A 22,471-nucleotide genomic window follows, 5' to 3' on the forward strand; every position below is an offset into this window, starting at 1 on the left:
CACCCGGCCGCAGACGGCCCTCACGAAAGGATGCCAGCCATGAGCCACACCGAGACCCGGATCGCCGCCGCGCGGGGCGAGCGCCCTGCCGATCTCGTTCTTCGAGGCGGGCGGGTGCTCGACCTGGTGACCGGCGATCTGCTGGAGGGCGATGTCGCCGTTCTCGGCGACCGCATCGTAGGCACCTGCGAGAGCTACGAGGCCGCGCGCGTGATCGACGTCACCGGCCTGACTTTGGTGCCCGGCTTCATCGACACGCATCTGCATGTCGAATCCTCGCTCGTCACGCCGTTCGAGTTCGACCGCTGCGTGACGCCGCTGGGCGTGACGACGGCGATCTGCGACCCGCACGAGATCGCAAACGTGATCGGCGCGGACGGCATCCGCTACTTCCAGTCGGCCTCTGAGCATCTTCTGATGGACCTGCGCGTGCAGCTGTCGTCCTGCGTGCCCTCGACGGATATGGAGACGTCCGGCGCAACGCTCACCGCCGAGGATCTCGCGCCGCTACGCGGCCATCCTTCGGGGATCGGGCTCGCCGAAGTGATGAACTATCCCGGCGTCATCCATCGCGACCCCGCGATGATGGCCAAGCTCGCGCTCTTCGAGGGTGGGCATATGGACGGGCACTGCCCGCTTCTCTCGGGGCGCGATCTCAACGCCTATATCGCCGCGGGCATCAGGACGGAGCATGAGGCGACCTCGGAGAACGAAGCGCGCGAGAAACTGCGGAAGGGGATGCGGGTTCTCATCCGCGAGGGCTCCGTCTCGAAGGATCTGCACGCGCTCGCGCCGCTCCTGACCGAGCGCACCGCGCCGTATATGTGCCTCTGCACCGACGATCGGAATCCGCTCGATATCGGGGAGGAAGGGCATCTCGATCACATGATCCGCACGCTGATCGGGCTCGGTGTGCCGCCGCTTGCGGCCTATCGGGCGGCCTCGCTATCGGCGGCGGAAGCCTTCGGGCTCAAGGATCGCGGGCTGATCGCGCCGGGCTACCGTGCCGATATCGTCGCCCTTCCCGACCTGGCCGAATGCCGAGCGGAGATGGTCATCGCGGGCGGGCGGATCGTGGACGACGCGGCCTTCGCGGCGCGGGGCAGTATCGATCCGGTCGGCCGCAAATCGGTCCACGCGCCGCCGCTGACGCCGGCCTCCTTCCGCTCGCCCGGCAATCGCGCCGAAACGCCCGTGATCGGCATCCGCGAAGGACAGATCCTCACCGATCACCTCACCGAAGAAATCGAGCCTGTGGACGGCGACAAGCGCCCCGACCCGGCCCGTGATCTCGTCCGGATCGCGGTGGTGGAACGGCATGGGCGCAACGGCAATATTTCCACGGGCTTCGTGCGCGGCTTCGGCCTCACGCGCGGGGCCATCGCCTCGACCGTCTGCCACGATCACCACAACATCGCCTGCGTCGGGATCGATTACGAGGACATGGCGCTGGCCGCCTCGCGACTTTCGGAGATCGAGGGGGGATTCGTCGTGACGGCGGGCGGCGAGATCCTCGCGGAACTCGCGCTGCCCGTCGCAGGCCTCATGTCGCTCGGCACGTTCGAGGAGGTGCGGCGCGATCTCGAAACCTTGCGCCATGCCGCGAAGAGCCTCGGCGTGACGCTGAACGAGCCGTTCCTGCAGCTCGCCTTCCTTGCCCTGCCGGTGATCCCGGCGCTCAAGATCACCGACAGGGGAATGGTGGACGTCACCCGGTTCGAGCTGTTGCCCTGAGGCTCACATTTCGATGGGCGAGAGCACCTCGGCCTCGATCACGTCGACGCCCGACAGTTCCGCCTTCATGACGTCCACCGATTGCTCGAGCGCGGGGAAGGTCTTGTAATGACAGGGGATCACGGTCTTGAAGTCGAAGAAGGTCTTGGCCGCGTATGACGCCCGCTTCATGTCCATCGTGAAGTGCCCGCCCGCGCAGAGGATGCCGATATCGGGTTTGTGCAGGTCGTTGAAGATCTTCATGTCGGCCATGACATCCGTATCGCCCGAGACATAGATCACATGGCCGTCGCCCTCGATCATGTAGCCGCATTCGGACCCGGCCGATTGCAGGATGTTCTCGCCCGGCATCGTCGAGGAATGGGTGGCGTGGACCATCGTGATCTTCACGCCGTCGAGGTCGACCGTACCGCCCTTGTTGAAGCCGAGCGTGTCGAGTCCTTCGGTCTCGCCCCAGAAATTCATCAGGTCGAACTGGCCGACGATCTGCACGGAGAGCGACTTGGCCATGTCCACGACCTCCGAGGCATGGTCGAAATGCCCGTGCGTCAGCAGGATATGCGTCGCGCCATCGGTCGCCTCGGCCTTGCGATCCTCGGGAAAGGACGGGTTCCCGTCGAGCCAGGGGTCGAGCAGGATCACCTTGCCGCCGATTTCGAGGCGGAACGAGCCATGTCCGAGCCATGTGATTTTCATGAGGTCTCTCCTTCGATGCTGTCTTCTTCGGCATAGGCTAGCCTGTCCGGCGCCACTGACGAGGTTATATCTGGCACGCGACGCTTCGGGGGAACGGGATGGACTGGCGAACCTACATCGACGGCTATTGCGAACGGCTGGAACCGGGGCTCTGGGCAGAGCCGATCAACGCGCTCACGAATCTCGCCTTCCTGATCGTCGCGGCGCTTCTCTGGCGACCGAGCCGAGGCGTGCCTGTCGCCCGCGCGCTCGTCCTGATCCTCGGGCTGATCGGGATCGGATCGGGGCTCTTCCACACGTTCGCCGAACCCTGGGCGGGCCTTGCGGACGTTCTGCCCATCGCTGTCTATGTCGCCCTCTACATCTTCGCGGCGAACCGCGACTATCTGGGGTTCGGCACCTGGGCGGCGCTCGGCATCACCGCGCTCGAATTCGCCGCCATCGCGGCGGTCGGCTCAAGCCCGGTCTTTGCCTGGCTCGGCGGATCGGGCGCCTATGCCCCGATCCCCTGCATCATCGCGCTCTACGCTTTGATCCTCGCCCGCAGCGCACCCGCCACCGCGCGGGGCCTTGCCATCGGCGCGGCGCTTCTGGCGCTTTCGATCACGTTCCGCGCGCTCGACGCGCCACTCTGCGGCACGCTGCCTTTCGGCACGCATTTCCTCTGGCATATCCTGAACGCGCTCATGCTCGGCCACATGATCCGGGTCTATCTCGCGCGCATCGCCGAGGCCCGGCTTGCGGGCCGCGCGGACGGGCGATAAACGCGACGCGAACGAAAGACGTCAGACCAGAGAGGCCCCGCCCCCATGTCGATTGACGAAAAGACCGCGGCCCATGTCGCCAAGCTCGCCCGGATCCGGGTCGAGGAAGCGCGCCTTCCCGAGCTCGCACAAGAGTTCAACACCATTCTCGGCTTCATCGAGCAGCTCTCGGAAGTCGACGTGGACGGCGTCGAACCCATGGTCTCGGTCACGCCCCAGCGCCTCAAGCGGCGCGAGGATGTCGTGACGGCAGGCGGCGATGCGAAACGCGTCCTGTCGAACGCGCCCGATGCGCGCGAGGGCTTCTTTGCCGTTCCGAAGGTGGTGGAATGAGCGAACTCAGTGCCATGAAGATCGCCGAGGCCCGCGATGCGCTGGCCAAGGGCGAAGTCACAAGCGTAGAGCTTACCGAGGCCTGCCTTGCGGAGATTGAGGGCGCGGATGCGCTCGGCGCCTTCGCGCACAAGACGCCCGATAAGGCGCTTGAGATGGCCCGCGCGGCGGATGCGCGGATCAAGGCGGGTGATGCGACGGCGATGACGGGCATCCCGCTTGGCATCAAGGATCTCTTCTGCACGCAAGGCGTCGACAGCCAGGCGGCGAGCCGGATTCTCGAAGGCTTCCGCCCCGAATACGAATCCACCGTGACGCGTCAGCTTTTCGAGGCGGGCGCGGTCATGCTGGGCAAGCTCAACATGGACGAGTTCGCGATGGGCTCGTCGAACGAGACCAGCGTCTACGGCAATGCGGTGAACCCCTGGAAGGTCGACGACCGCGCGCTGACGCCCGGCGGCTCCTCGGGCGGTTCGGCAGCGGCGGTCTCGGCCGATCTCTGCCTTGCGGCGACGGGCACGGATACCGGCGGCTCGATCCGCCAGCCCGCGGCCTTCACCGGCATTACCGGCCTCAAGCCCACCTATGGCCGTGTCTCTCGCTGGGGCATCATCGCCTTCGCCTCCTCGCTCGACCAGGCTGGCCCCATGACCAAGGACGTGCGCGACGCGGCGATCATGCTGCAGGCGATGGCCGGGCACGACCCGATGGATTCGACATCGGCCGACCTCGCCGTGCCGGATTTCGAGGCGATGCTGACGGGCGATATCAAGGGCAAGACCATCGGCATTCCGCGCGAATACCGCATGGAGGGCATGCCGCAGGAAATCGAGGATCTCTGGGCCGAGGGGCGCAAGATGCTCGAGGATGCGGGCGCGAAGATCGTCGATATCTCGCTGCCGCACACGAAATACGCGCTGCCCACATATTACGTGATCGCCCCCGCCGAGGCGTCCTCTAACCTCGCGCGCTATGACGGCGTGCGCTATGGCCGCCGCGCCGAGCTCGGCCAGGGCGACGGCATCGTCGACATGTACGAGAAGACCCGCGCCGAAGGCTTCGGTCCCGAGGTGCAGCGCCGCGTGATGGTCGGCACCTACGTGCTTTCCGCTGGCTTCTACGACGCCTATTACAACCGCGCCCGCAAGGTCCGCACCCTCATCAAGCGGGACTTCGAGGAAGCGTTCGCGCAGGGCGTCGACGCTATCCTGACGCCTGCGACGCCCTCGGCCGCCTTCGGGCTCGGCGAGATGCAGAACGCCGATCCGGTTCAGATGTATCTCAATGATGTGTTCACCGTGACCGTGAACCTCGCGGGGCTTCCGGGTATATCTGTTCCGACCGGCCTCGACAAAAGCGGTCTGCCGCTCGGGCTGCAGCTCATCGGTCGGCCCTGGGAAGAGGGCGATCTGCTGAATACCGCCTATGCGCTCGAGCAGGCGGCAGGCTATGTGGCCAAGCCCGAACGTTGGTGGTAACGCCCGTTCGGCTCAACTGACGTATCGGAGGTGCGCATGATGCGCTTTCACATCCTGACTCCTGTCGCGCTTCTTGCGCTGACCGCATGTGCGCCGTCGGTCCCCGACAGTGGCGCGGGCGTCGGTTTCGACAGCTACGATGACAACCGTCGCGCCGCGGTCGACGCGGAGCTTCAGGGCACCGGCACGACCGCCGTGCAGCCGCCCGCCGATGTCTCCTCGCAGCCCTTGGATGGCGCATCCGGCACCGGTGGCGGCGACGATGTTGCCGAGATGGCCGCACGCGCGCTCGACGGTAATTCGGGGCCGGTCGACGCCTCGCCCTCCAACCCGCCGCCGCAATCGGTGACAAATGCCGCCGGCATTTCCGACGAGCAGAATTTCGACTCGGTGTCCGGCGAACGGTCGATCGAGCAGGACGCGGCGCTCATCCAGCAGAACCGGGCTCAGTACCAGGTGATCCAGCCGGGCGCAGTGCCGCAGCGCACCGGCAATGAGGGGCCGAACATCGTGGCCTACGCGCTCCAGACCAACAACCAGGTCGGCCAGCCGCTCTATCGGCGTGGCCCCTTCTCGTCAAAGGAGAAGGAAGCTCGGAACTGCCGCAGCTACGCATCGAGCGATCTGGCGCAGGAGGCGTTTCTCGCCGCGGGCGGGCCCGAGCGCGACCGCGAAGGGCTCGATGCCGATGGCGACGGCTTTGCCTGCAGCTGGGATCCGTCGGTCTTCCGCTCGGTGCGCGGAAGCTGAGGATCGAACGACGCCCCTCGCCCAATTGCGGGCCGCGCCGTGACGGCGCGCGGCCCGACCACGTCATCATCCACTACACCGCCATGCAGACGCCCGAGGCAGCGCTGACGCGCCTCTGCACGCCCGAGGCCGAGGTGTCGGCCCATTACCTCATCGCCGAGGATGGCCGGACTTGGCAACTCGTCGACGAGGAGATGCGGGCCTGGCACGCGGGCGCCGGGCAATGGGGCGCGATCACCGACATGAATTCGCGCTCGGTCGGGATCGAGCTTGCCAATGACGGTGCCTCGCCCTTTCCCGAGCCGCAGATGGCGGCTCTCGAAGCGCTCCTGCCGGACATCATGCAGCGCTGGGACATCGCGCCCGAGCGTGTGATCGGGCATTCCGACATGGCCGTCGGGCGCAAGATCGACCCGGGTCCGCGCTTCGATTGGAGACGCCTGGCGCTGTCGGGGCTCGCGGTCTGGCCGGAAACGGGCAGACCGGGAGAATTCGAGGCCGATGCGCGCCGCGCGGGCTTTGCCTGGGCGGAAGGTCAGGAAGAGGCGCTGCTCAACGCGGTGCGGCTACGGCTGCGGCCCTGGGGCGACGGGCCGCTCTCGGATGCGGATCGCGCGGCGATAGCGGGTCTTGCCGCGCGATATCCAGCGGCGGAGGCTTAGCAGCTACCGCGCCCGCGCCGCGTAAAGCGCCACCGCTGCGGCATTCGACACGTTGAGCGAGCCGAAACCGCCCGCGAAGTCGATCCGCACCAGTGAATCGCAACTTTCCTTGGTCTTGGGCCGGAGTCCCGGACCTTCCGCCCCCAGAACCAGCGCCACGGCCCGGCTGCCCGCCTCGGCGATAGCCGCCTCGAGAGACCCGTCCGCCTCCCCATCAAGACCGAGCACCGTGTAGCCCATATCCTTCAGCGTCTCGATCGTGCGCGACAGGTTGACCTCGCGCAGATAGGGCTGACGCTCGAGTGCGCCTGACGCGGTCTTGGCGAGCGCCCCGGTCTCCGGCGCGGAATGATGTTTCGTGCCGATCACGGCACGCGCGCCGAACACCTCGGCCGAGCGCAGGATCGCACCGACGTTATGCGGATCGGTCACGCGGTCCAGAAGAACGACGCGCGGCGGCCGCTCTCCATCTCCGGCAGCGACGTCGGCAAGCGGGCCCCAATCGAGCGGTTTTACCTCGAGCGCCGCGCCCTGATGCACGGAGCCGGGATCGAGCGGCGCAGAGAACTTCCTCGGATCGTGGATCTCCGCCTCGACACCCGAGGCCGCCACCGCGTCCTTCAGCTTTTCGCTGGCATTGGGCGTCAGGATCAGCCGAAGCTTCACACGGGCGGGATTCTCCAGCGCATCGCGCACGGCGTGCAGACCAAAGAGCCAGACGGTTTCCGCCGCGCCGGCTTTCTTCGCCTGCTCTTTCTCGACCACCCAACGAGGCTTTTTCGCCATGTCATGCACCTTTGTTCACGGGTCTCCGGCATGTCCGAGAGCGCCCCGTCATGCAAGGGATTTTCCGGTTGACGGGCCATAGGGCCTTCTGTATCCGACGCTCCACGCGAGGGCTGCGAGCCCGCGCAGGGCGACGCGCTGCAAGGTGCGGCAGCGGACTGTAAATCCGCCGGGGAGACCCACGCCTGGTTCGATTCCAGGGTCGCCCACCATTTTCCCCAACGTATTAGAAGACCGTCATCCGTGCCCGAACCGGCGCGCGGCATAAGGCGCGAGATCGACGTTCGGACGCCGCCCCATCAGCGCCTCGGCCAGAAGCCGTCCCGTCTTCGGACCGGCGGTCAGTCCGACATGGTGATGCCCGACAGCGCCCCAGAGGCCGCTCTGCCCGATCTCCCCAAGAAGCGGCAGGGAATCCGGCAAGGCCGGGCGGTGCCCCATCCATTCGCGGGCTGTCCCGAGCGCGAGGTTCGGGAACGCCTTTGCCGCCTGCCTCCGGAGCAGTCCGAAGGGCGCGCGGGAGGGTCCGGCCTCGGTGCCGCCGAATTCAAGAATTCCGGCAAGCCGCGTGCCGTCCGTCATCGGTGTTGCCACGAATTGCCCGCTGGCGACCATCGTGGGTTGGCGGGGGCCGCCTGCCGTATCACTGAGCTGCAGATGATACCCGCGCTCCGTCTCGAGCGGCAGATCGAGGCCCGCTTCGGCGAGAAGCGCGCGCGATCCGAGACCTGCGGCCACCACCACACGCTCGTAGGCGCGCGTTTCTCCATCCGCGATCACGCCGTGCACCTTACCGTCCTCGAGGACAAGATGCTGCGCCTTCGCCCGCCAGAGCATGCCACCTTCGGCTTCGAAGGTCTGTGCCAATGCCGAGACATACGCGCCGGGATCGGCGATGAAACCGTGATCCTTCATGACGGCGAGGCAACCGATGCCGGGACCAAGGGCCGGATCATACTCCTGCACCGCGCGTCCCTCGATCCGCTCATGCGGAAACCCCGCCCGCGCCTTGATCGCAAGCGCCGCCGCATCCGCCGTGTAGGCCCGCATATCCTGGTAGGCATAGACGTAATCGGATCGCCGGAGGAACGCCTCGGCGCGCGTGCCTTTGGCTAGTGCCTCATGCGATTCGACCGCATCGGTCACCAAGGTTTCCAGCGCCGCGCCGATCCGCGCGACCTCCGCTTGTCCGGCATGACGCGCCGCGCGCAAGAGCCAGGGCAAGACCTTCGGAAGGTAAGCCCAACGCAGGAAAAGCGGCGCATCGCGATCAAGCAGCATCCCCGGCGCGCGACGGATGGCGGCCGCATCGAGCGAAGGCCGAACCGCCGAGGCGGCAAGCACGCCGGCATTGCCCCAGGACGCGGCCGCGCCCGGATCACCCCTTTCGATCAGCGTCACGTCCGCGCCCAGCCGTCTCAGCCAGATCGCAGACGATACCCCGACGATCCCTGCCCCGATGACCGCGACGCGCATGGCTCAGAGCTTGGACGAGATGACGCCCGTCGCGAAGCCGCCCATACGCAGCTCACCGAACAGGCGCTGATATTCGATCTTCGGGCAGCGATTCTGGATCACGTCGACGCCGCGCGCCTCGGCTGTCGCCGCCGCCTCGGCGTGTTCGACACCGATCTGCATCCAGACAGTCTTGAGCGTCGGGAAAAGCTCCAGCGCCTCGTCGACGATGGGCGGCACGGCCTCGGAGCGGCGGAAGATATCGACCATGTCGACCTCAGCGTCGATATCGGCCATCGACCCCACCACCTCGCGCCCGAAGACAACGCTGCCCGCATGTCCGGGATTGACCGGATACACCTCGAACCCCTTGAGCGACAGATACCTGCCGACATAGTGGCTCGGCCGCACCGGGTTGGGCGACACCCCGATCATGGCGATCACGCGAGTACGTTTCAGAATGTCTCGGATATGGGCGTCGGAATAGGCTGTCATGCGACCAGACAGCACGAAAAAGGCGCCCGGGCAAGAACCCGAGCGCCAGTCACGGAACGAGGGACAGTGAAGGTCTCGCGAGCGTTCCGAGCCCGCGATCCTGATAAATAAATGGGCGCGAAAGACACAGTTTAAAGGCCAATCGCAAAAGCGTGAACATTTTCGGTTGCACTTGGGAATAAAGCTATTCCGCGGCCAGCGGAGATTCGGCGGCGCGTAGCATCTCCCAGACCCGGTGCGGCGTGAAAGGCATGTCGGCTTGCCGCACGCCCCGCTGCCAAAGCGCGTCCTGCACGGCGTTCGAGATAGCGGCGAGCGCGCCGACGGTGCCGGCTTCCCCGCAGCCTTTCATCCCCATCGGGTTCGAGGTGGAGGGCACAGGTTCGGTCTCGAAGCGGAAGAACGGAAGATTGTCGGCGCGCGGCATCGCGTAATCCATCAGGGAGGCGGTCAGAAGCTGACCGGTCTCATCATAGACGACCCGTTCTAGCAGCGCCTGGCCCGCGCCTTGAGCGATCCCGCCGTGAACCTGCCCCTCGACCAGCAAGGGATTGATGAGATTGCCGAAATCGTCGACGATGGCGTAGCGATCGAGGCTCACTTCGCCGGTCTCGGGGTCAACCTCCACCTCGACGACATGACAGCCATTGGGGAAGGACCGAGCGGCGAGCTTTTCATGCGCCTTGAATGACAAAAGCGCATCCTGCCCTTTCTCGCGCGCCATCTCCGCCACCTCGAGCATGGTCGGCGTCTCGTTCGATCCTTCGATCCGGAACCGCTCATCGTCGAAGGATACGTCGCCCCGCCCGACGCCGAACTCATCGGCCAGGAAGCCCGAGAACGCGGTCACGATATCGTCCACGGCCTTCAGCGTGACATTGGCCTGCACCGTGACCGAACGCGATCCGCCAGTGCCTCCGCCTTGCGCGATCTTGTCCGAATCGCCCTGAACGACGCGGATCGCCTCCACGGGGATGCCGGTCTGATCGCTGAGAAACTGGGCATAGACCGTCTCGTGCCCCTGCCCGTTTGATTGGGTGCCGACATAGATGGTCGCGCCGCCGTCTTCGAACACGACTTCCACGCCCTCGTCGGGCGCGCCAAGAATGGCCTCGATATAGTAGCAAAGCCCCTGCCCGCGCAGCTTGCCGCGCGCCTCGGTCTCGGCCTTGCGCGCGGCAAAGCCTTTCGCGTCGCTCGCGCGTTCGGCATGGGTCAGAACGCGGGCGAATTCGCCGACATCGTAGGTCTCGCCGCCGACGGTATCGTAGGGAAACCTGTCCGGCGCGATGAAATTGCGACGGCGCAGCTCCCACGGGGTCAGACCCAGCTCGCGCGCCGCACGGTCCATCATCCGCTCCAGAAGGTAGATCGCTTCGGGCCGCCCGGCCCCGCGATAGGCGTCGACCTGGCAGGTATTGGTGAAGAACGCCTCGGATTCGAGATAGGCCGCCTTGATGTCGTAGACGCCTGTCATCACCCGGCTGAAGAGCTGCGTCTGCATGAGCGGGCCGAACTGGCTGGCATAAGCCCCGAGGTTGAAGCGCGTATCGATGCGGTATCCGGTGATCCGGTACTCGGCGTCGAAACCAAGCGTCGCGGTCGAGACGAGATCGCGGCCCATATTGTCCGACAGCATCCCCTCGCCGCGCTCGGCTGCCCAGCGGACGGGCCGCCCCAGCATCCGCGCGGCTTGGGCGACCGCGAAATATTCGGGATAGATCATCGTTTTCATGCCGAAGCCGCCGCCGACATCCCGCGTGGTGACATGGACGGCTTCGGGATCGAGGTTGAGAAGCTTCGCGAATTGCGACTTGTGTGTCCAGACGCCCTGGCTCGAAAGGTCGACATGCAGACGCTCGCCGTCCCAATCGGCGATACATACGCGGCCCTCGAGCGAATTGGCGATGACCTTGTTGTCGGACACTGTCATCGTGACCGTGTGCTCTGCCGTCTCCAGCGCCTCGGACACCTTGTCCTCGTCGCCGATCCCGAAGGTGACGGAGCGGTTGTCCGGGGCTTCGTCGTGCAGCGCCTCGCCGCCCGGCCCGATCTCGAGATGTACCGGGAGATCCTCGATATCGGGCATGATGAGCTCTGCCGCATCCTTGGCCTGATCGAGTGTTTCGGCCACGACCAGCGCCATCGGCTCCCCGACGAAGCGCACCTTGTCCTCGGCGAGGATGGGGCGGCGCGGGGCGATGCCGGAGCTGCCGTCGCGGTTCTTGACCATCACGGTAAAGAGCCCGTCGGTCACGCCTTCGGCCCGCAACTCGTCAGCGGTCAGCACCAGATGCACGCCCGGCGCGGCGCGTGCCTCCTCCACGTCCATCCCGGTGATCCGGCCATGCGCGACCGGCGCGCGCAGGAAGACACCGTAGAGCGCGCCATCCGGGGCCGCATCGTCGGTATAGCGCCCTTCGCCCTTGAGAAACCTCACGTCCTCGCGGCGGGGGACGGGTTGGCTTTTTCCGAACTTTTCCATGAAAGGTGTCTCCGGCTGAGGGTTTGGCCGGACCTTAAATCTCCGTGACGCGGTGTCCAGTGCCCGAGAGAGTGACGGTCTCCGCCCGGCCGTAACCATTGAAACCGGTGGCGATGGCGCTGCCGTAGGCTCCGAGACCCGGGAAGATCAAGTAATCGCCCTCCGCGATGTCGGCAGGCAACGCCAGCACCTCCGGCAGCCGGTCGATACTGTCGCAGGTCGGGCCAAAAACGATGCGCGGCTCTGGCTGAGCGTTGCGAGGCCCATCAGGGCCAAGCGTCACGACACCCGCCCCGGCGGCCATGTCGCGCCATTCGGCAAGATGGCCGTAGACCCCGTCATTGAGAAAGATCGCCTCGCCGCTCAGCGCCTTGACCTGCAGCGCCAGCGAGAACGCGTCTGCCACAAGCGCGCGGCCCGGCTCGCACAACAGCGCGGGCGGCGTTTCGAAGGCGTCCTGCGCGGCTCGCTCGATGGCCTGGAAGATTGCTCGGAAATTCGGGGACGCGCCGCCGCGCGCCGCGGGAAAGCCGCCGCCGACATTGAGCCGCTCCAGCGTCACCCCGGCGTCGTCCGCGACGCGTGCCGCCGCGTGGATATACGCCACCCACGCCGCCGGTTCGGTGCATTGCGTGCCGGGATGGAAACAGATCGCAGGCCGCGCGCCGCGCGCAGCCGCTGCGGCCAGTAGCGCGGTGGCGGCGGCGGGCTCCGCCCCGAATTTCGCGCCGAAATCGTAGGCCGCGCCAAGGACAGGCAGCTTGAGCCGTACGCTGATCTCGTGGCCCGCCACATCGCCGAGCTTGTCGAGCTCGCTCATCCTGTCGACGGACCATGAGGTAACGCCCGCCTCCCGCGCGAGCGCGATCTCGCCGCGCGCGCGAACCGGGTTGTTGTAGTGCAAGACCGCGCCGGGCAGTACGCGGCGCACCCAGTCGATCTCCTCGGGAGAGGCAACATCGAAAGCGGATATGCCGGACGCGCGCAGCGCTTCCAGAACATGCCGCGCGGGGTTCGCCTTGACCGCGTATGTCACTTGTCCCGGAAACCCGCGCAGGAAGGTCTCTGCGCGCGCAGCCAGCGCCTCGGGGCGGAAATAGAGAACCGGCGCTTCCGGCATCGCGTGCGCGAGATGCGTCGCCTCGGTCGTGAAAAATCTGTCCTGCCGAACCATGCCTGCCCTCACTGCTCTTGTTTTGAGAAAGTGTGCGGCAGGTTTTCGTCGCTTTCACGCGCCACTTGAGTCAGTCTGAACGAAAATTCCGGCAGATCGCAGGACAAATCATGCAAATCGACGATACCGACCGTCACCTGATCGCACTACTCGCCGAGAACGCCCGCGCGCCGGTCGCCAAGCTGGCGCGCGCGACGGGACTCGCGCGGACCACGGTTCAAGCCCGGCTCGAACGGCTGGAAAGCTCAGGCACCATTGGCGGGTACACGATCCGCAAGGGACCGGGGCTGAAGCCCGTGCTCTCCGCCTCCGTTCTGGTCTCAGTCGAGCCTCGCAGCGAGGCTGCGGTCGTCGCCCGGCTGAAAGCTTTGCCCGGTATCGTCCGCGCGACCACGACCTCGGGGCGCACGGACCTTCTTGTGGAAGTCACGGCGGAGACAACAGAGGCGCTCGACGCGCTCCTGGACAGGATCGGGGAGGCGAAGGGCGTCAGAAGTTCCGAAAGCCTCATTCACCTGACGACGAAGATCGCGCGTTAACCCTGCCCGTCTTCTTCCAGCGCGTAGTCGCGGAAAAGCGCGCCTTGGGCGATGAAGAAGGCAAAGAGCGCTGCCGTCAGACCGAAGGTCTTGAAATAGACCCAGGTTTCGGTCGTCATCGTCCGCCAGACAATCTCGTTGAGCACCGCCAGTGCAAAGAAAAAGGCGCAGAGCCGCTGGGTGAGCTTCATCCAGCCCTCATCCTTGAGCGGCATCAGACCTTCCATCACGAGGCGGAGATAGCTTTGCCCGCGCAGGAGCCCGACGCCGAGGACCGCGCCGAAGAGCAGGTAGATCAGCGTTGGCTTCATCTTGAAGAAGCGGTCGTCGTTCAGCCAGACCGACAGACCGCCGAAGACCACGATCAGCACCGCGGTCACGATCTGCATACGGCTGAGATGCCCGGTGAGAGCCCACAGCGCCGCGGTCGAGGCGAGGATCACCGGAATGAAGCCGGCTGTCACGACGATGAAGCCGTCATATTCCGTCCCGCCGATGGTGAAGACGCGATCCTTGAGCCAGAGATACGCCACGAAAAACAGGATCACCGGACCCAGTTCCAGCCCGCTTTTCACCAGCGGATTGATCTCGCGTTTCTCGCTCATGGTCTCTCCTTCGTTTTGCTCGTGGTGATATGGGGTATTCAGCCGCCCATCTCAACGATGACCGCGCCGGTCGCGATCAGCGTCATCAGCGCGATACGCCGTGGCCCCACCGTTTCCTTGAGCACGAGCCAGCCGATCACCGCTGCGAAGACGGTCGAGGTCTCGCGCAGAACTGCGGCCTCGCCGACCTTGTCGAGCCGCGTTGCCAGCATCACCGACCCGAACGAGAAGAAGGCGACGATGCCGCCCACGATGCCGCGCAGCGCCAGTGGGCCGAGTGTCGGTCTATCCGCCATGCGGCTCCACCGCCAGACCGCATAGGGCGGCATCGCCAGCCCGTCGATGAAGAAGAACCACGCAAGGAAGGTAAAGGGGTTCGCCGTCGCGCGGATCCCATAGGCGTCGTAGGTCGTGTAAAGCGCGACCAGAAGCCCGGTTATGACCGCGAGGATAAGCGCGATCCCGAGCGACTCCCGCTGCGTCTCGAGAAAAATGAAATTGTAGACAGCTAATCCGAAGATCCCCGCGAGCAGCACGCCGACGCCCAGCCATTGCACGCCGGTGAAGACCTCGCCAAAGAGGATCCCCGCTCCGATCACGGTGAAAAGAGGCCCCGTGCCGCGCACCACGGGGTATACGACCGTGTAGGCCCCCTTGGTATAGGCCAGCGCCTGCATGATCTTGTAGCCGGTGTGAATGACGAACGCGCCGGCGAAGATCGGCCACATATGCGGCTCGGGGAACGGCACGAGAAACAGCGCGATCGGCATCGCCATCAGCCCGTAGGAGGCATCTATCGCCCCGCGCGACAGCCACGGATCGTGCCGCCCCTTCTGAAGCGCGCCGAAGACCGCGTGCAGAAAGGCCGCCAGCAGCGCCAGCGCAAGCGCGAGCCGATGCCCCGCCTCGGTCCCTTCGAGCGATACGATCAGGTCGGACATGCGGGCTCCGACAAATAAGGTGCATTCTCCGCAAATTTTTTAGCGGCACCCGGAAACATCACACCAAAAGGGGCGTTCGTCACGTAAGTGTTACAAACAGGAGCGGCGCACATGCCTTGGCTTGAGCTACTCCGGCAGGAGTTCCTCACCACATTCAGCACCACGCCATTACCGGTCGCGGCGCTGCGGCTGGTCTGCGCGGCGACGCTCGGCGCCGTACTCGGCTGGGAAAGGGAGCGCCGCGACAAGCCTGCGGGCTTACGCACGCACATTCTCATCGCCATCGCGGCTTGTCTCTTCACGCTGATCGCGTTCGACCTGATGGATCTTCCCGAGAACGACCAGGATTCACTCCGCACAGATCCCATCCGTGTCATCGAGGCGGTCACACAGGGCGTGGCGTTTCTGGCCGCGGGCTCGATCATCACCCACGGCGCGAAGGTGCAGGGCCTGACCACGGGCGCGGGCATGTGGATGGCCGGCGCGGTGGGGCTCTCCTGCGGCACGGGCAACGTGCCGCTGGCGCTCCTGGCCACCGGCCTCGGCCTTGCTGTCCTCTGGATCATGGCAGCGCTCGCCCCTGCCGAACGCGCGAACGACGACTGAGCCGCGCGTCCGCCGATCTCACCGTTCGAGCCCGGTCAGCGCGGCGGCGAATTCCTCGGGATCGAAGGGCGCGAGATCGTCGATCTGCTCGCCGACACCGATCGCGTGGATCGGCAGGCCGAACCGGTCGGCCAGCGCCACCAGCACCCCGCCTTTCGCAGTCCCGTCCAGCTTGGTCATCACGAGGCCCGAAACGTCGGCGAGCTTCTGAAAGGTCTCGACTTGGTTGAGCGCGTTCTGCCCCGTGGTCGCATCGAGCACGAGCAGCGTATTATGCGGCGCGTCGGGATCTTTCTTGCGGATGACGCGCACGATCTTCTCGAGCTCGGCCATGAGGTCGGCGCGGTTCTGAAGCCGCCCCGCCGTGTCGATCATCAGAAGGTCCGCGCCGTCCGACTGCGCCTTGCCGAGCGCATCGAAGGCCAGGCTGGCCGGATCCGAGCCTTCGGGCGCGGTCAGGACCGGCACGCCCGCGCGCTCGCCCCAGACCTGGAGCTGCTCCACGGCGGCGGCGCGGAACGTATCGCCCGCCGCGATCACCACGGACTTCCCGGCGGCACGGAACTGCGAAGCAAGCTTGCCGATCGTCGTGGTCTTGCCCGACCCGTTCACGCCGACGACCAGCACGACCTGCGGCTTAGACGGATAAAGCGGCAGCGGCTTGGCGACGGGCTCCATGATCCGCGCGATCTCGGTGGCGAGCAGCTCCTTGATCTCCCGCGTGGAGAGCCTGCGCCCCATCCGCCCCTCGGCCATGTTCGCCGTCACGCGCAACGCCGTCTCGACGCCCATATCGGCGGTGATGAGCAGCTCCTCGAGCTGTTCAAGCATATCATCGTCAAGCGCGCGCCGCATCTCGGTCGCCTGCCCGCGCTTGCCGAAGAGACGCGAGAAGACACCGCCGCCCGCTGGTGCCTCCTGCGGTGTCTCGGGCGCAGTCTCCGCAGGCGCCTCGGGGATCTCGATCGGCGTCAACGCCGGGCGCTCGGTTGGCGGCTCGGGCGCGGGATCCTCGGGCATGGGCACGTCCGGCGCGGGCGTCTCCCCCGGCTCGGGCTGCGGATCTTCCGGCTGTGGCGCTTCGCGGGGCGGCTCGGGCGGGGTCTCGGGAGCCGGGCGCGGCGCAGGCTCGGGGTCTTGGGGCGGCGTGACGTCCGGTGCCTCGGGCTCGGGTGTCGCGGGGCGCTCGGGCTCCGGTGTCTCGGGCTCGGCGCTGCCACCCTCCTCGACGATGGCATCGAGCCCCTCCTCGAGCTTCGACGAGGATTTGAAGAGCTTGGATTTGAGCTTGCCGAAAAAGGACATGCCGTGCCTGCCTGGCCTGGGAAAGGATCCCCTTTCACCTATCCCCTCGCCTTCGTGAGGAAAAGGCCCGTTGACCCCGCCGCATGCAGCGGCCTTAGACTTCACCTCATGCTGCGTCTCGCCTTGCTCCTTCTGTGCCTCTTGCCCGCGCCAGCCGCCGTCGCCTTCGAGCTGCGCGCGCCGGGCACGCTATGCTCCTCGGGCAAAACGGCGAATGTGCAGTGCATCCGGCCCGCGCATCGCGCGCACGACATCTGCCAGGCGATCGGACATTTTGCCGGCGCGAACGGGCTGAACCCGCATTTCTTCGCCCGGCTTCTCTGGCAGGAAAGCCGCTTTGATCCCAACGCGCTCTCACCCGCCGATGCGCGCGGCATCGCGCAATTCATCGACAGCACGGCGGCTCTGCGTGGCCTGACCGACAGCCTGAACCCGGCGCTCGCCATCGAATATTCCGCCCAATACCTCGCCGAGCTGACGACCCGTTTCGGCAATGAAGGCCTCGCGGCCGTTGCCTATAACGGCGGCGAGGCGCGCGCCGAGGGGCTGATCGCAAAGACCGGCGGCCTTGCCCGCGAGACCGTCGACTACGTTCAGATCATCACCGGCCTGACCGCCGAGACCTGGCGCGACGATCCACCCGAAGAGCCCGATTTCCGTCTGCAGGGCGATATGCCGTTCGAAGACGCTTGTCTTGAACTCGCGCTCGAAAGCCGCCTCAGCGTCTATCCCGATCCAGAGCCCGTCATCGCCCCCTGGGGCGTACAGGTCGCCTTCGGCCGCTCCAAAAGCGCCGCGCGCGAGGCATTCACCCGCAAGACACGCGCCTGCCAGAGCGTTGCAAACGCCGCCGACCTCGACCTCGTCTTCGTCAAGAACCGCGTCTCGGGGCGGCAGGGCTTCTACATGGCCCGGCTCGGTGCCGAGAACGGGCGCGCGGCGGGTCAGCTATGCGACCGCCTCAGGTCATCGGGCTGCGTCTGCGCGGTCTATCGCAACGACTAGCCGCGCCGCCCCTGCTTTGGCTTGGCAAAAATACCGTATAGATCCCGCTCGACGCTCAGACCGCCAGATGCCGTTTCGCGATCTCCGGCGCTGCATCGAGCGCGGAAAAATCACCCTCGAAGACGACCCGGCCGTGGTCGATCACCGCCACCCGGTCCGCCACGGCGCGGGCAAAGGGCAAGGCCTGTTCGGACAGAAGCACGCTCAGCCCTTCGCGTTTGAGGCGCAGGATCGCACGGGCCATTTCGGTCACGATCACCGGCGCGATGCCTTCGGATGGCTCGTCGAGCAGAAGGCAGGCCGGGTTGCCCATGAGCGTCCGCGCGATCGACAACATCTGTTGCTCACCGCCCGAAAGCGCCTTGCCCCGCGCCTCGGCGCGTTCGGCAAGGTTCGGGAAAAGCTCGAACAAGGCTGCCTCGTCCCATCGCGGCACGCCTTCTCGCGCGGCCTGCCGCCCGGTCTCGAGGTTCTCGCGCACGGTAAGCTGCGTGAAGATGCGACGGTCCTCGGGCACGTAGCCGAGGCCTGCCCGCGCCACCCGGTAGGGATCGCTTCCCGTGATGTCCTCTCCGCGAAAGCGCACTTGCCCACCCGCGACAGGCAGCATCTGCATCGTGGCCTTGAGCGTCGTGGTCTTGCCAGCGCCGTTGCGGCCCAGAAGCGCGACAACCTCTCCCGGTCCGACAGATAGCGACAGACCCTGCAGGATCTGCGCCTTGCCGTAGAAGACCTCGAGTCCCTCCAGCTCAAGCATCGGCCAGAGCCTCCGGGTCGAGGCCGACGCCGAGATAGACCTCGCGCACCCGCGCATCGGCGCGGACCTCTTCGGGCGTGCCTTCCGCGATAAGCGCACCCCGGTCGAGCACCATCACCCGTTCGGCATGGGCGAAGACGACATCCATGTCGTGCTCGGTGAAGAGGATCGTCATGCCAGTCTCGCGAGCGATGCGGGTGACCGTCTCCATCAAGTCGGTGCGTTCCGTCGCGGCCATGCCCGCCGTCGGCTCGTCCATGAGCAGGAGCCGCGGCTCCCCGGCGAGGGCGATGGCAAGCTCGAGCCGCTTGAGATCGCCATAGGCCAACACCGCCGCGGGCCGGTCCGCCTGGTCGGCAAGACCAACGGTGTCAAGGAGCGCCTCGGCGCGCTCCCGGTGCAGATGCCGCGCGTAGGGCAGGATCGACAGGGTTCGGCCGTCATGGGCAAGGCAGGCGGTCTGGACGTTCTCCGCGACGCTCATCGAGGCCCAGGTCCCGGTGATCTGGAAGGTCCGTCCGATCCCGCGCCGCACGATCCGCGCAGGGCGCAGGCCGGTAATCCGCGCGCCGCCGAAATAGACCTCGCCCGAATTGGGCCGCGTCTCGCCCATCAGCATCTTGAAGAGGGTCGACTTGCCTGCGCCGTTCGGTCCGATCAGCGCACGGACATCCCCTGCCGCAAGCTCGAAGCTCACGCCGTCGACGGCGCGCAGCGCGCCGTAATGGCGGGAAAGATCCCGGACATCCAGAAGCGCGCTCATCGCTGCACCCGCGCCCAAAAGGCCCTTGCCGTGCCGACGATGCCTTGCGGCGCGATGGTCACGATGAAGAGCACCACGAGGCCCAGCGTCAGCCGCCAGTATTCGAACCGCGTCAGCCAATCGACGCCCGCCTCGAAGACCGCGCCACCGACCCAGCCGCCCGAGAGCGTCTTCACCCCGCCGAGAAAGACCACGATCAGCGCATCGAAACTCCGCGCGATCTCGAGCTCGTTTGGAAAGACCGAGCCCTTGGCGAAAACGAAGAGCCCGCCCGCGAGCCCTGCCATCGCCCCCGCGAAGGTGAACGCCGCCCATTGCAGGCGCCGCACGTCGAGCCCCGAGGCCGCCGCGCGCGGAGCATTGTCCCGCGCGGCGCGCAGCGCGTATCCGAAGGGCGCATGAGCCGCATGGCGCAACATCAGGATGCCTCCCACGCAGAGCGCGAAGGTCAGAAGATAGAAGATCGCATTGGGATCGGCCCAGCGCGCGGGCCAGATGCCCACAAGCCCGTCAGAGCCGCCGGTGAACGCGCCGCCCTGCCAGACGAGCGACCAGAGAAGCTGCGCGAAGGCGAGCGTCAGCATAGCGAAATATACGCCCGAAGCCCGGAGCGCGACGAACCCGATCCCGAGCGCGAGAAGTCCGGCGCTCAGAGGTGCTAGGAGGAGCGCTAATTCCATCGGCGCGCCGGCATGGCGCACCAGCAGCGCCGCAGCGTAGGCCCCGCCGCCATAGAAGGCCGCATGCCCGAAGCTCACCAGACCGGCTTGCCCCAGAAGAAAATGCAGCGAGGCCGCGAAAAGGCAGAAGATCAGGATATCCGTGGCGAGGATCACCGCGAAGCCCGACCCGTAGAGCGGCAGCGCGGCAAGCACAACGAGCGCCAGCGCGACCCCGACACGGACCGGCCAGCCTGCGGGCCGGATTGGATCTTCAGGCGGGCCGACCTGACCCATCTCGCCTGCGACTTCTTCCCGCCCCAATAGGCCGAAAGGCCGCCACATCAGCACCGCGACCATGACGACGAAGGTCAGCGCCAGGGTCGATTGCGGCAGGAAGGTCACTCCGAAAACCCCCACCACCGAGATCAGCACCGAGGCGAGATATGCGCCAGGAAGCGAGCCCATGCCGCCCACCACAACGACAACGAAGACCGAGGTGAGGATGGTGAAATCCATGAGCAGGTCCGCCCCGCCCTTGGGTAATTGCAGCGCGCCGCCAAGCCCCGCAAGCGCGCAGCCAAGCGCGAAAGTCCCCGTGAAGAGCCAGCGCTGGTTGACGCCGAGCGCGCCAACCATTTCCCGATCCTGCGTTGCCGCACGCACGAGGATGCCGAACCGCGTGCGGGTGATCAGCGCCCAGAGCGCCAGGGCAACCAGAGGCGTGATCGCGATGAGAGCGAGATCGTATTTCGGCACCGGCTCACCCAAAATACGGACCACCCCGCGCAATCCCGGCGCGCGCGGACCCAGAAGATCCTGCGGCCCCCAGATCATCAGCGCGAGATCCTGCACGATCAGGATGACCCCGAAGGTCGCGACCAGCTGAAAAAGCTCTGGCGCGGCATAGACCCGGCGCAGGATCACGATCTCGACGAAGGCTCCGATCGCGCCGACGGCGATCCCGGCGAGCAGGATCGCGCTCCAGAAGCCGAAGGATCCCGGCAGCACCTGCATCAGCGTCCAGCCGATATAGGCCCCGAGCATGTAGAAGGAGCCATGCGCGAAGTTCACGATCCGGGTGACGCCGAAGATCAGCGACAGGCCCGAAGCGACCATGAAAAGCGCCCCGGCATTGGCCAGCCCGGTCAGGATCTGCGCGAGGATCGGGCCCATCGGCGGTCCTTTGTCAGCCCTGCGAGATCACTCGGACGGGCGGCGCTCTGACACGGTCTCGTCGTCCGGCAGGTAATCGGCGCCGTCGCGATACGACCAGTCGACCATGACGCCCTGTCCGTCCTCCACCGCGGTCGTGCCGACGAACGCGCCCATCGTCGCCTGGTTGTCGATCTCGCGGTAGATCACCTCGCCCACGGGGCCCGTCACCGACAGCCCCTCGAATGCCGCGCGGATCGCGTCCGGCTCGAGGCTGTCGGCCTCGCGGAGCGCCGCGGCGACCGAAAGGCCCGTCATGTAGCCCACAAGCGAGCCGTTCTTCGGCGTCTCGTCCCAACGCGTCTCGTAGGCGCTGACGAATTCGGCGTTCGGCCTGTCATCGAAAGCGTACCAGGGATAGCCCGTCACGACCCAGCCTTCGGGCGCCTCGGGCCCGAGCGGCTCGAGATATTCGGGCTCGCCTGACAGAAGGCCGAACACCTCGCGCCCGTCGAAGAGACCCCGGTCGCCGCCCTCGCGCACGAACTTGGCAAGGTCGGGGCCGAAGGTCACGTTGTAGATCGCGTCGGGCTTGGCGCGTTCCAGGGCCTGCACTTCGGCGCCCGCGTCGATCTGGAAGAGCTGCGGCCATTGCTCGACGACGAACTCTACCTCGGGTTTCAGCTCCGTCAGCACCTCCTTGAAGGCCGCGACAGCGTCGTTGCCATAGGCGTAGTTGGGCGCGATCGTCGCATAGCGGATGGCATCGGTCTTGGCCGCCTCTTCGGCCAGCATCGCGGCCTGCATGTAGGTCGAGGCGCGCAGGCGGAAGGTCCAGGGATTGCCCTCCGACCAGACCAGAGCATCGGCCAAGGGCTCGGAGGCGAGGTAGACCCAGCCCTGGCGATCCGCGAGCGAGGAGATGGCGAGGCCCACATTCGACAGGATCGAGCCGGTGATCATCACCGTGCCCTCGCGGGTCATCAGCTCTTCGGCGATGCGGATCGCCTCGCCCGGCTCGCCCTGATCGTCGCGGAAGATCACCTCGATCGGACGACCGTCGATGCCACCGGCCGCGTTGACCTCTTCGACAGCCATCTCGTAGCCCTTGCGATATGGCTCGGCGAAGGCAGCCATGCGCTTGAAATGGTTGATCTCGCCGATGCGGATCGCCTCGCCGTCCTGCGCAACGAGCGGCGCGGCTATGGTCGAGATTGCGGAGACCGTGAGGGCGGCAAAGGTTCTGCGGAGCATGAGGCGCGTGTCCTTTTCGGCGCTGTCGTCAGGGTTGTAAGCACTTGCAGGGCAGGATTGCAAAGCTCAA

General features: G+C 66.3%; 22 protein-coding genes and 1 tRNA gene. 10 read left to right on the forward strand and 13 right to left on the reverse strand.

Features of this window, described 5'->3' with window-relative positions; all coding sequences use genetic code 11:
* Positions 1 to 39 precede the first annotated feature (39 nt).
* Positions 40 to 1,734, forward strand: coding sequence for an adenine deaminase (ade, locus tag BM171_RS04655; RefSeq protein WP_093009653.1), 1,695 nt, complete (start codon positions 40 to 42; stop codon positions 1,732 to 1,734).
* A gap of 3 nt (positions 1,735 to 1,737) precedes the next feature.
* Here ade and BM171_RS04660 read toward each other — a convergent pair whose 3' ends face one another.
* Entirely contained in the window at positions 1,738 to 2,430 is a 693-nt protein-coding gene (locus BM171_RS04660) for a metal-dependent hydrolase (protein WP_093009654.1), read from the reverse strand.
* Positions 2,431 to 2,528: 98 nt separating this feature from the next.
* Between BM171_RS04660 and BM171_RS04665 the strand changes: the two genes are divergently transcribed.
* The 5 genes from BM171_RS04665 to BM171_RS04685 all read left to right on the forward strand — a co-directional run bounded on the left by BM171_RS04665 (position 2,529) and on the right by BM171_RS04685 (position 6,417).
* Positions 2,529 to 3,194 carry a ceramidase domain-containing protein gene (locus BM171_RS04665; RefSeq protein WP_093009655.1) on the forward strand — a complete coding sequence of 222 codons (666 nt, stop codon included), beginning with the start codon at positions 2,529 to 2,531 and terminating at the stop codon, positions 3,192 to 3,194.
* Positions 3,195 to 3,239: 45 nt separating this feature from the next.
* The gene (gene gatC, locus BM171_RS04670) at positions 3,240 to 3,527 is read left to right on the forward strand and encodes an Asp-tRNA(Asn)/Glu-tRNA(Gln) amidotransferase subunit GatC (RefSeq protein ID WP_093009656.1); all 288 of its coding nucleotides are present in this window, start codon (positions 3,240 to 3,242) and stop codon (positions 3,525 to 3,527) included.
* Positions 3,524 to 5,005 (forward strand): Asp-tRNA(Asn)/Glu-tRNA(Gln) amidotransferase subunit GatA, encoded by a 1,482-nt coding sequence (gatA, locus tag BM171_RS04675; RefSeq protein WP_093009657.1) that lies wholly within the window; start codon positions 3,524 to 3,526, stop codon positions 5,003 to 5,005. The genes gatC and gatA overlap by 4 nt, the downstream gene beginning before the upstream one ends.
* 36 nt (positions 5,006 to 5,041) lie before the next feature.
* Entirely contained in the window at positions 5,042 to 5,755 is a 714-nt protein-coding gene (locus BM171_RS04680) for a hypothetical protein (RefSeq protein ID WP_342741985.1), read from the forward strand.
* 83 nt (positions 5,756 to 5,838) lie between these two features.
* Entirely contained in the window at positions 5,839 to 6,417 is a 579-nt protein-coding gene (locus tag BM171_RS04685; RefSeq protein ID WP_245760182.1) for an N-acetylmuramoyl-L-alanine amidase, read from the forward strand.
* 3 nt (positions 6,418 to 6,420) lie between these two features.
* Here the strand turns inward: BM171_RS04685 and rlmB are convergent, their stop codons facing one another.
* Positions 6,421 to 7,203: a 23S rRNA (guanosine(2251)-2'-O)-methyltransferase RlmB gene (rlmB, locus tag BM171_RS04690; protein WP_093009659.1), complete on the reverse strand. Its 783-nt coding sequence runs from the start codon at positions 7,201 to 7,203 to the stop codon at positions 6,421 to 6,423.
* A gap of 128 nt (positions 7,204 to 7,331) precedes the next feature.
* Here rlmB and BM171_RS18850 point away from each other — a divergent pair.
* Positions 7,332 to 7,415 (forward strand) — tRNA-Tyr (locus BM171_RS18850).
* Positions 7,416 to 7,440: 25 nt separating this feature from the next.
* On the opposite strand, the gene BM171_RS04695 is transcribed toward BM171_RS18850, so the two are convergent.
* From BM171_RS04695 to BM171_RS04710, 4 genes are all read right to left on the reverse strand, one after another.
* The gene (locus tag BM171_RS04695) at positions 7,441 to 8,679 is read right to left on the reverse strand and encodes an NAD(P)/FAD-dependent oxidoreductase (protein ID WP_093009660.1); all 1,239 of its coding nucleotides are present in this window, start codon (positions 8,677 to 8,679) and stop codon (positions 7,441 to 7,443) included.
* Between the two features lie 3 nt (positions 8,680 to 8,682).
* Positions 8,683 to 9,153, reverse strand: a complete 471-nt coding sequence (locus BM171_RS04700) for a CoA-binding protein (RefSeq protein WP_093009661.1) — start codon at positions 9,151 to 9,153, stop codon at positions 8,683 to 8,685.
* A gap of 184 nt (positions 9,154 to 9,337) precedes the next feature.
* Entirely contained in the window at positions 9,338 to 11,638 is a 2,301-nt protein-coding gene (locus BM171_RS04705) for a xanthine dehydrogenase family protein molybdopterin-binding subunit (RefSeq protein ID WP_093009662.1), read from the reverse strand.
* A gap of 34 nt (positions 11,639 to 11,672) precedes the next feature.
* Positions 11,673 to 12,812: a type III PLP-dependent enzyme domain-containing protein gene (locus BM171_RS04710; RefSeq protein ID WP_093009663.1), complete on the reverse strand. Its 1,140-nt coding sequence runs from the start codon at positions 12,810 to 12,812 to the stop codon at positions 11,673 to 11,675.
* 110 nt (positions 12,813 to 12,922) lie between these two features.
* Here BM171_RS04710 and BM171_RS04715 point away from each other — a divergent pair, with 110 nt between their 5' ends.
* Entirely contained in the window at positions 12,923 to 13,351 is a 429-nt protein-coding gene (locus BM171_RS04715; protein WP_093009664.1) for an Lrp/AsnC family transcriptional regulator, read from the forward strand.
* Here the strand turns inward: BM171_RS04715 and BM171_RS04720 are convergent.
* Together BM171_RS04720 and BM171_RS04725 are read right to left on the reverse strand one after the other, a co-directional pair.
* Positions 13,348 to 13,956 (reverse strand): inner membrane-spanning protein YciB, encoded by a 609-nt coding sequence (locus tag BM171_RS04720; protein ID WP_093009665.1) that lies wholly within the window; start codon positions 13,954 to 13,956, stop codon positions 13,348 to 13,350. The two genes, BM171_RS04715 and BM171_RS04720, sit on opposite strands and share 4 nt — an antisense overlap.
* Positions 13,957 to 13,994: 38 nt before the next feature.
* Positions 13,995 to 14,897 carry an EamA family transporter gene (locus BM171_RS04725; RefSeq protein ID WP_093009666.1) on the reverse strand — a complete coding sequence of 301 codons (903 nt, stop codon included), beginning with the start codon at positions 14,895 to 14,897 and terminating at the stop codon, positions 13,995 to 13,997.
* A 111-nt stretch (positions 14,898 to 15,008) separates the two neighbouring features.
* Between BM171_RS04725 and BM171_RS04730 the strand changes: the two genes are divergently transcribed.
* Positions 15,009 to 15,503 carry an MgtC/SapB family protein gene (locus BM171_RS04730; RefSeq protein WP_093009667.1) on the forward strand — a complete coding sequence of 165 codons (495 nt, stop codon included), beginning with the start codon at positions 15,009 to 15,011 and terminating at the stop codon, positions 15,501 to 15,503.
* Between the two features lie 18 nt (positions 15,504 to 15,521).
* Here BM171_RS04730 and ftsY read toward each other — a convergent pair whose 3' ends face one another.
* A complete protein-coding gene (gene ftsY / locus BM171_RS04735; RefSeq protein WP_093009668.1) occupies positions 15,522 to 16,808 on the reverse strand; it encodes a signal recognition particle-docking protein FtsY in 1,287 nt (428 codons plus the stop codon).
* Between the two features lie 108 nt (positions 16,809 to 16,916).
* Here ftsY and BM171_RS04740 point away from each other — a divergent pair, with 108 nt between their 5' ends.
* Positions 16,917 to 17,813: a lytic transglycosylase domain-containing protein gene (locus BM171_RS04740; RefSeq protein ID WP_093009669.1), complete on the forward strand. Its 897-nt coding sequence runs from the start codon at positions 16,917 to 16,919 to the stop codon at positions 17,811 to 17,813.
* A gap of 55 nt (positions 17,814 to 17,868) precedes the next feature.
* Here BM171_RS04740 and BM171_RS04745 read toward each other — a convergent pair whose 3' ends face one another.
* Genes BM171_RS04745 through BM171_RS04760 form a run of 4 tightly spaced genes read right to left on the reverse strand, consistent with a single transcriptional unit; the run spans position 17,869 to position 22,401 of the window.
* Complete coding sequence (locus BM171_RS04745; protein WP_093009670.1) at positions 17,869 to 18,570, reverse strand: ABC transporter ATP-binding protein; 702 nt, start codon at positions 18,568 to 18,570, stop codon at positions 17,869 to 17,871.
* The gene (locus tag BM171_RS04750) at positions 18,563 to 19,333 is read right to left on the reverse strand and encodes an ABC transporter ATP-binding protein (RefSeq protein ID WP_093009733.1); all 771 of its coding nucleotides are present in this window, start codon (positions 19,331 to 19,333) and stop codon (positions 18,563 to 18,565) included. The genes BM171_RS04745 and BM171_RS04750 overlap by 8 nt, the downstream gene beginning before the upstream one ends.
* Positions 19,330 to 21,168 carry an ABC transporter permease gene (locus tag BM171_RS04755; RefSeq protein ID WP_093009671.1) on the reverse strand — a complete coding sequence of 613 codons (1,839 nt, stop codon included), beginning with the start codon at positions 21,166 to 21,168 and terminating at the stop codon, positions 19,330 to 19,332. Before BM171_RS04755 ends, BM171_RS04750 begins: the two co-directional genes overlap by 4 nt.
* A 27-nt stretch (positions 21,169 to 21,195) precedes the next feature.
* Positions 21,196 to 22,401, reverse strand: coding sequence for an ABC transporter substrate-binding protein (locus BM171_RS04760; protein ID WP_093009672.1), 1,206 nt, complete (start codon positions 22,399 to 22,401; stop codon positions 21,196 to 21,198).
* Between the last annotated feature and the right edge of the window lie 70 nt (positions 22,402 to 22,471).

This window comes from Roseivivax halotolerans (assembly GCF_900115815.1).
Taxonomy (GTDB): domain Bacteria; phylum Pseudomonadota; class Alphaproteobacteria; order Rhodobacterales; family Rhodobacteraceae; genus Roseivivax; species Roseivivax halotolerans.